The following is a 9,173-nucleotide window of genomic DNA, read 5'->3' on the forward strand; positions in this document are numbered from 1 at the left end:
CGATGACCGACGTACTGATCGTGGGCTACGGCCCGGTGGGCCAGGTGGCGGCGATCCTGCTCGCCCAGCGCGGCTTCACCGTGCAGGTGGTGGAGAAGTGGGCCACCCCGTACAGCATGCCCCGCGCCGTGTCCTACGACGGCGAGGCCAGCCGCATCCTCGCCGCCTGCGACCTCGGCGACACCCTCGACCCGGTGTGCGAGCTGTCCGGCGAATACACCTGGAAGAACGGCTTCGGCCGCACCCTGCTGCACGTCAAGGTCGCCGAGGACGGCCCGACGGGCTGGCCCGACTCGATCTCCTTCTACCAGCCCGGCCTGGAGGCCGCCCTCGCCGCACGCGGCGCGGCCCTGCCCGGCGTACGGGTGCTGCGCGGCGTCGAGGTGACCGACCTCGCCGACCACGGCGACCACGTCGAGGTGGCCGCCGTCGACGCCGACGGCACGCCCCACGCCTTCACCGCCGACTGGGTGCTCGGCTGCGACGGCGCCAACAGCTTCGTCCGCCGCTGGCTCGGCGCGACCGTCACCGACCTCGGGTTCGGCTACGACTGGCTGGTCTGCGACGTCGTGCTGAACGAGCCCGTCGAGTTCAAGCCCAACAACCTCCAGATCTGCGACCCGGCCCGCCCCCGCACCGCCGTCTCCGCCGGCCCCGACCACCGGCGCTGGGAGTTCATGCGGGTGCCGGGGGAGACCCTGGCGGAGTTCGAGACCGAGGCCAGCGTGTGGCGGCTGCTCGGCCTGTTCGACATCACCCCCGACACCGCCCGGCTCGACCGGTACGGCGTCTACACCACCCAGGCCTGCTACGCCGACACGTGGCGCTCCGGCCGGGTGTTCCTCGCCGGGGACGCCGCCCACGTCATGCCGCCCTTCCTCGGCCAGGGCATGAGCTCCGGCTTCCGCGACGTCATCAACCTGGCCTGGAAGCTGGACCTGGTGCGCCGGGGAATCGCCGACGCCACCCTGCTCGACACGTACGAGGTGGAACGCAAGGCGCACGTGCAGCACGCCATCCGGATGTCCATCGACTCCGGCAGGGTGATCTGCGAGACCGACCCGAAGCAGGCCGCCGGCCGCGACTCGGTGATGCTCGCCGCGCTGCGCCGCCGTACCCAGGCCAAGCACGCCCGGTCGCTGCGCGAGGCCATCGTCGACGGGGTGCTGCACCGCCGCCCCGACGGCACGCCGGCCCCCCACGCCGGCGACCCCGCGCCCCAGGGGCGGGTGGCCGCCGGCGGGCGCACCGGGCGCTTCGACGACGTCGTCGGCGGCGGCTTCGTGCTGATCACCCGCGCCGACCCGGGAGCCCCCGACCCGGCCGCCACCCTCGACGCCGACGACGCCGCGTTCCTCGACGACCTCGGCGTCCGCCGGGTCACCGTCCGCCCCGCCGACGCCGACGCGGCCCCCACCGACGTGGTCGACCTCGACGGCGTCCACCTCGGCTACCTGGCCGGCGCGGCCGCCGACGCCGTGCTGGTCCGGCCCGACTTCTACGTCTTCGGCGTCGCCGCCGGCCCCACCGGCCTGGCCGCCCTGGTGGACGACCTGCGCCAGCAGGTCTCCGCCCGGGTGCCGCAACCCTGACCACCTGCTGCGCAAGGAGTGACATGCTGGAGAACCTCCGCACCCTCGGCCGGGTCATCCGCACCCTGGCCACGAAGGACCCGGTGACCCGGGTCCGCCGCTTCTACGAGATCCAGTCCCCGAACGTGGAGTTCGCCGCCCGCACCACCCGCTACATGAACGTCGGCTACTGGGAGGACGGCGTCACCAGCCTCGACGTGGCCGGCGAGGCGCTGGCCATGAAGCTGGCCGACGCGGCCGGCTTCAAGCCCGACGACACCGTCCTCGACGTCGGCTTCGGCTACGGCGACCAGGACTTCGCCTGGCTGCGCGAGCGCCGCGTCGCCAAGGTGCACGGCATCAACGTCACCCCCCGCCACGTCGAGCACGCCCAGCAGCGGGCCCGCCGCGAGGGCCTCGCCGAGCAGGCCGAGTTCCAGCTCGGCAACGCCCTCGCGCTGCCCTTCGCCGACGGCACCTTCGACCGGGTCGTCGCCCTGGAGTCGGCGTTCCACTTCTATCCGCGCAGCGCCTTCTTCGCCGAGGCGTTCCGGGTGCTCAAGCCCGGCGGCACCCTCGCCACCGCCGACATCATCCCGCTCAGCAACGACACCGCCCGCATGTCGATCAGCTCGGGCCCGCTGAGCTTCATCAAGTTCAGCATCCCCGACGAGAACTGGCACGACCGCGCCGGCTACGCCGAGCAGCTCACCGCCGCCGGCTTCGGCAACGTCGACGTGCAGTCCATCCAGGACCGCACCTGGGAGGGCTGGCGGCGGTTCCAGGCCAGCCGCCCGTCCGACCCCGCGTTCCAGGCCGAGGCCGACCGCAGCGCCGTCAAGGGCATGGCCAACCACTGGCGCGACGAGACGCTCATCAAGAAGGAACTCGCGCTGCTCGACTACGTCATCGCCGTCGCGCACAAGCCGTGACAGCGACGCGGCCCCCGCCGGTGTCCGGCGGGGGCCGCGCCACGAACCACCGCGGTCAGGACACCGGCGTACGCGCCAGTGCCGCCGAGATCGTACGCAGGATCGCCGGCTGGTGCTGCGCCAGGAAGAAGTGCCCGCCCGGGAACACCTGAAGGTCGAACGCGCCCGTGGTGTGCCGCTCCCACGCCCGCGCCTCGTCGACCGTCGTCTTCGGGTCGGCGTCGCCCGTGAACACCGTCACCGGGCAGCCCAGCTTCGGCCCCGGCGTGTACTCGTACGTCTCCGCCGCCCGGTAGTCGTTGCGGATCGCCGGCAGCGCCGCCCGCAGCAGCTCCGCGTCGCCGAGCACCGCCAGGTCCGTGCCGCTGAGCTTGCGCACGTCGGCGAGCAGCCCCTCGTCGTCGAGCAGGTGCACCGTCTCGTGCCGGGGGCACGACGGGGCCCGCCGCCCGGACGGGAACAGGTGCGCCGCCGGAGCGCCCGTCTCCGCCTCGATCAGCCGCGCCACCTCGAAGCCCAGCGTCGCGCCCATGCTGTGCCCGAAGATCGCCAACGGCTGGTCCAGCCACGGCCGCAGCACCCCGAACACCTGTCGGGCCAGCTCCGGCAGGTTGTCCACGCACGGCTCCTGGCGGCGGTCCTGCCGCCCCGGATACTGGATGGCGAGCACCTCCACGGCCGGCGACAGCGCCCGCGACACGGGGAAGTAGAAGCTCGCGGACCCTCCGGCGTGCGGCAGGCACACCAGCCGCCGCGCCCCGGCCGGCGCCGGGTGGAACCGGCGGACCCACAGGCCGTTGTCTGAGTCGGTCATGCGTACACGCGGTCCTTCCAGCGGTGGTGCCGGGATCCGCCGGCACCGGTGCGATCAAAAGGACGCTAATCGGATCCACCGGGGGCGGCCACCCCTAGCGGACCGCCGCGCGGGTTAGGGGTTGTCGCAGGTCATCGCGACGCCATAACTTTCCCCGGCAGAGGGGACCCGGGGCTGCCGGCCGCATTGTGCAAAGGACGTAGAACCGATCTGGCCTGAGGAATTCGCGCATTCGTCCCGTCGCCTGCGTCAGGTCTCCGCCGGCCACCGCGATGGGTCAGGTTGATGGACACCGAAGAGAAGCTCCGGGAGTATCTGAAGAGGGTCACCACCGACCTGCGGCGGACCCGGCAACGCCTGCGCGACGTCGAGGACGCCGCCGGGCAGCCGATCGCCATCGTCGGGATGGCGTGCCGCTTCCCCGGCGGGATCACCTCACCCGACGCGCTGTGGGACCTCGTCGCGGCCTCCGGCGACGCCGTCGGCCCCTTCCCCGCCGACCGGGGCTGGGACCTCACCGACCTGCACGACCCGGCCCGGGAACGCCCCGGCACCTCCTGCGTCGCCGAGGGCGGCTTCGTCCACGACGCCGGTGACTTCGACCCCCGGTTCTTCGGCATCTCCCCCCGCGAGGCCCTCGCGATGGACCCGCAGCAGCGGCTGCTGCTGGAGGTGTCCTGGGAGGCGTTCGAGTCCGCCGGCATCGACCCGACCGGGCTGCGCGGCGGCCGCGTCGGCGTGTTCGCCGGCCTCACCCACGGCGACTACGCCGCCGGGGCCGCCGACGTGCCCGACGGCGTCGTCGACTACCTCGGCCTCGGCAACGCCGGCAGCATCAGCTCCGGCCGGGTGGCGTACGCCCTCGGGTTCGAGGGCCCGGCCGTCACCGTCGACACCGCCTGCTCGTCGTCGCTCGTCGCCCTGCACCTCGCGGCGCAGTCGCTGCGCTCCGGCGAATCCGACCTGGCCCTGGCCGGCGGCGTCACCGTGATGCCCACCCCCGCCGTCTTCGTCGACTTCACCCGGCAGGGCAACCTGTCCATGTCGGCCCGGTGCAAGGCGTTCGCCGACGGCGCCGACGGCACGGCCCTCGCCGAGGGCGTCGGCATCCTCCTCGTGGAACGCCTCGACGACGCCCGTCGGCTCGGTCACCGCGTCCTCGCGGTGGTGCGGGGCAGCGCGGTGAACCAGGATGGTGCGTCGAACGGGTTGACCGCGCCGAATGGTCCGTCGCAGCAGCGGGTGATCCGGCAGGCCCTCGCCAACGCCCGGCTGTCGCCGGCCGACGTGGACGTGGTGGAGGGCCACGGCACGGGCACGACGTTGGGTGACCCGATCGAGGCGCAGGCGCTGCTCGCCACCTACGGCCAGGACCGTGCCACGCCGCTGCTGCTGGGATCGGTCAAGTCGAACCTCGGCCATCCCCAGGCCGCCGCCGGCGTGGCCGGTGTGATCAAGATGGTGCAGGCGATGCGGCACGGTGTGGTGCCGGCGACGCTGCACGTGGATGCGCCGTCGTCGAAGGTGGACTGGGCGTCGGGTGCGGTGGAGTTGGTGACGGAGTCGACGCGGTGGCCGGTGGTGGACCGGCTGCGTCGGGCGGCGGTGTCGTCGTTCGGGATCTCGGGGACGAATGCGCACGTGATCGTGGAGCAGGCGGAGCCGGTGGAGGCCGAGGCTGAGGTCGATCCGTCGGGTCCCGTCGGCCTGCCGGTGGTGCCGTGGTTGGTGTCGGCGCGTTCGGCCGAGGCCCTGGCGGGGCAGGCGTATCGCCTGGTCGGGCACGTCCAGGACAATCCCGGACTGTCGCCGGTCGACGTGGGCTGGTCCCTGGCGACGTCGCGGGCGGCCCTCGACCACCGGGCGGTGCTCCTCGGCACCGACCGCGCCGACCTGTTGTCCGGCCTGGAGTCGCTGGCGTCGGGTGCGGCTGCCCCGGGTGTGGTGACGGGTGAGGTGGTGTCGGGTCGTCGGGCGTTGTTGTTTGCGGGTCAGGGTGCGCAGCGTCCGGGGATGGGTCGGGAGTTGTATGACGGGTTCCCGGTGTTTGCGGAGGCGTTCGATCGGGTGTGTGCCCTGTTCGCCGACCATCTCGGCCGTCCGTTGCGGGAGGTGGTGTTCGCGGAGCCGGGCTCCGAGCTTGCTGGGTTGTTGGATCAGACGGCTTACACGCAGGCGGGCCTGTTCGCGGTGGAGGTGGCTCTGCACGAGTTGCTGGCCTCGTTCGGTGTGACGGGTGACTATCTGGTGGGTCATTCGATTGGTGAGGTCACGGCCGCGTATGTGGCGGGTGTGTTGTCGTTGGAGGACGCGTGTGCGTTGGTGGCGGCGCGGGGTTCGTTGATGCAGGCGTTGCCGTCCGGTGGTGGGATGTTGGCGGTGGGTGCGGCTGAGGCCGAGGTGCGTGCGCTGGCGGGTGGCGGTGTGGATGTGGCGGCGGTGAACGGGCCGCGGTCGGTGGTGTTGTCGGGCCCGGTCGCTGAGTTGGACCGGGTCGCGGGGGAGTGTGTTGGGCGGGGTTGGCGGGTGAAGCGGCTGTCGGTGAGTCATGCGTTCCATTCGCGGTTGATGGAGCCGATGCTGGCCGGGTTCCGTGCGGTGCTCGACGGTTTGGCTTGGCAGACGCCGAGGTTGCCGGTCGTGTCGAACGTGACCGGCCGAGTCGTCGAGGCGGGGGAGATCACCGACCCCGGGTACTGGGTGCGGCACGTGCGGGAGGCGGTCCGGTTCGGCGATTCGATCGCCATCCTGCACGGGCTGGGGGTGACGTCGTTCGTGGAGGTGGGGCCGGATGCGACGTTGACGGCGATGGCCGCCGACACCCCGGCGGAGCGGCCGGTGCACCTGGTGGCGGCGCTGCGCCGCGACCAGCCGGACACGACCGCCCTGGTCACCGCCCTGGCGAAGCTGCACGTCACCGGCACGCCCGTGGACTGGGCCGCGTGGTTCACCCACACCGGCGGGCGGCCCCGGACCGTGGACCTGCCCACCTACGCCTTCCACCACCAGCGCTACTGGCTCGACGCCGCCCCGTCCGGTGCCGACGCCTCCGGCCTCGGGGTCCGCAGCGCCGGGCACCCCCTGCTCACCGCCGAACTCGTCACCGCCGACGCCGACACCCGCCTGTACGGCGGCCGGCTGTCGGTGCGTACCCAGCCCTGGCTGGCCGACCACGTCGTGTGGGGCTCCGTCGTCGTGCCGGGCACGGCGCTCGTGGAGCTGGCCCTGCACGCCGGGGCGCAGGCCGCCTGCGACACGCTGGAGGAACTGACCCTCGCCGCCCCGCTCGTCCTGCCCGAGCAGGGGGCCCGCGCGGTGCAGCTCAGCCTCGCCGCCCCCGACGAACACGGCCGCCGCCAGGTCGCCATCCACTCCCGGCCCGCCGACGATCCGCGCGGCGACTGGACCCGGCACGCCGACGGCGTCCTCGCCCCCGGCGGCGGCGACGCGCCCGAGGCGCTCACCGAATGGCCGCCCGCCGACGCCACCGCCGTGCCCGTCGAACCGATCTACGCCCAGCTCCACCGCCTCGGCGTCGACCACGGGCCGACCTTCCGGGGGCTGCGCGCCGCCTGGCGTACCCCCGATGCCGTGTTCGCGGAGGTCGCGCTGCCCGACGGCGTCACCGCCGACGGGTTCGGTCTGCACCCCGCGCTGCTGGACGCGGCGCTGCACGTCGTCGGCCTCACCGACGCCGACACCGCCGACGAGACCGCCGGGGCCCGACTCCCGTTCGCCTGGTCGGGCGTCGCGCTCGCCGCCGTCGGCGCGACCCACCTTCGGGTACACGTCACCCGCGCCGGCTCGGCCGTCGCCCTCGCCCTCGCCGACGCCACCGGTGCGCCCGTCGCCCGGATCGGCTCGCTCGTCTCCCGGCCCGTCGCCGCCGACCAGCTCGACGCGACCGGCCCCGCCGACCTGCCCCTGTTCGAACTGCGCTGGACCGCGCTGCCCCTGCCGCCCCGCCCGGCGGGCGGCATCGTCGCGCTCGACGCCTCCGCGCTGGCCCCCGGCGGGCTCCCCGCGCTCGCCGCCGCCGTCGACGCCGGCCGGCTCGACCCCCGGTTCGTGCTGCTGCCCGCCGCCGACACCCCGCCCGGCGACCCCCTCGACGCCACCCGTGCCCGGCTCGCCGACACCCTCGCCGCAGTCCAGGGTTGGCTGGCCGACGACCGGCACGCCGACCGCCGGCTCGTCGTGCTCACCCGCGGCGCGGTCCCCGCCGACGCCACAGGCGACGTGACCGACCTGCCCAGCGCAGCCGTCTGGGGCCTGGTGCGCTCCGCGCAACTGGAACACCCCGGCCGGTTCGTGCTGGTCGACCTCGACCCCGAAGCCGGCCCCGACATCGACGCCGACCTGCTCGGCCGGGCCCTGGCCAGCGACGAACCCCAGCTCGCCCTCCGCGCCGGCCGGCTCCTCGCGCCCCGGGTCGCCCCCGCCGAACCCGACCCCACGGGGGCCGTCGACCTCCTCCCCGACGGCACCGTGCTCGTCACCGGCGCCACCGGCACCCTCGGCGGCCTGCTCGCCCGCCACCTCGTCACCGCCCACAAGGTCCGGCACCTGCTCCTCGCCGGCCGGCGCGGCGGCGACGCCCCCGGCGCCGCCGACCTCCTCGCCGACCTCACCCGCCTCGGCGCGCACGCCCGCTTCGTCGCCTGCGACGTCGCCGACCGCGACCAGGTCGCCGCGCTGCTCGCCACCGTCGCCGCCGAACACCCCCTCACCGGCGTCGTGCACGCCGCCGGGATCCTCGACGACGCGACCGTCACCGCGCTCACCCCCGAACGGATCGCCGCCGCGCTGCGCCCCAAGGCCGACGCCGCCTGGCACCTGCACGACCTCACCCGGCACCTGGACCTGCCGATGTTCGTGCTGTTCTCCTCCATCGCCGGCCCCCTCGGCGGCCCCGGGCAGGGCAACTACGCGGCGGCCAACGCGTTCCTCGACGGGCTCGCCCAGCACCGGCGCGCCGCCGGCCTCGCCGCCACCTCCCTGGCCTGGGGGCTGTGGGAGGCCGGCAGCGGCATGACCCGAGACCTGGGGGCCGCCCGCCGGGAACGGATGACCCGCCAGGGCATCGCCCCCCTCGGCACCGACCAGGCGCTCGCCCTCTTCGACGCCAGCCGCAGCAGCCGGCAGCCGCTGCTGCTGCCCGTCCGCCTCGACGTCGCCGCGCTGCGTGCCCTCACCACCGTCGACCACCTGCCCGCGCCGCTGCGTGGCCTGGCCGGCGTCGGCGCGCGGCGCAGCGCCGCCGGGACCGCCGCCCCGGCGGGCGGCCTCCGCGACCGGATCGCCGCCGCCCCCGACGCCGACCGCCGGCGGCTCGTGGAGGAACTCGTCACCGGCCAGGTCGCCGAGGTCCTCGGGTACGCCACGGCCGCCGCCGTCGGCCCCGGCCAGTCCTTCACCGAACTGGGCTTCGACTCGCTGACCGCCGTGGACCTGCGCAACCGGCTCACCGCCCGCACCGGGCTGACGCTGCCGGCGACCCTCGTCTTCGACCACCCCACCCCGGAGGCGCTCACCGGGCACCTGGTGGCACAGCTCGGCCCCGGCCGGTCCGCGCCCACCATCCTCGACGAACTGGACCGGCTGGAGGCGGCGTTCGCCGCGACCCCGGCTGACGACCTCGCCGAACTCACCGCCGACGAGGAGACCCGCGCCGCCGTCACCGCCCGGCTCCGGGCGCTGCTCACCCGCTGGGGCGGCGACACCGGTGACACCGCCGGCGTCGCCCAGGTGATCGACGACGCCAGCGACGACGAACTCTTCGACTTCATCGACAGCACGTTCGGTCGTTCCTGACCGGCGTACCGCCCGCTTGCCGACCAACGCGACAGGTGAATC

Annotated in this window: 4 protein-coding genes; 3 read left to right on the forward strand and 1 reads right to left on the reverse strand. The window is 74.4% G+C overall.

The genetic code is table 11. The features are described from left to right. Window positions 1-2 precede the first annotated feature (2 nt). Together O7628_RS23025 and O7628_RS23030 are read left to right on the forward strand one after the other, a co-directional pair. Entirely contained in the window at window positions 3-1,592 is a 1,590-nt protein-coding gene (locus O7628_RS23025) for a bifunctional 3-(3-hydroxy-phenyl)propionate/3-hydroxycinnamic acid hydroxylase (protein ID WP_278133559.1), read from the forward strand. Between the two features lie 23 nt (window positions 1,593-1,615). Continuing rightward, window positions 1,616-2,503 (forward strand): class I SAM-dependent methyltransferase, encoded by an 888-nt coding sequence (locus tag O7628_RS23030; protein ID WP_278133561.1) that lies wholly within the window; start codon window positions 1,616-1,618, stop codon window positions 2,501-2,503. Between the two features lie 55 nt (window positions 2,504-2,558). Here the strand turns inward: O7628_RS23030 and O7628_RS23035 are convergent, their stop codons facing one another. Continuing rightward, a complete protein-coding gene (locus tag O7628_RS23035) occupies window positions 2,559-3,317 on the reverse strand; it encodes an alpha/beta fold hydrolase (RefSeq protein WP_074478938.1) in 759 nt (252 codons plus the stop codon). A gap of 285 nt (window positions 3,318-3,602) precedes the next feature. On the opposite strand from O7628_RS23035, the gene O7628_RS23040 reads away from it, so the two are divergent. Beyond that, complete coding sequence (locus tag O7628_RS23040) at window positions 3,603-9,131, forward strand: type I polyketide synthase (RefSeq protein WP_278133562.1); 5,529 nt, start codon at window positions 3,603-3,605, stop codon at window positions 9,129-9,131. Window positions 9,132-9,173: the final 42 nt, after the last annotated feature.

This window comes from Micromonospora sp. WMMD956, assembly GCF_029626125.1.
In the GTDB taxonomy this organism is placed as follows: Bacteria; Actinomycetota; Actinomycetes; order Mycobacteriales; family Micromonosporaceae; genus Micromonospora; species Micromonospora carbonacea.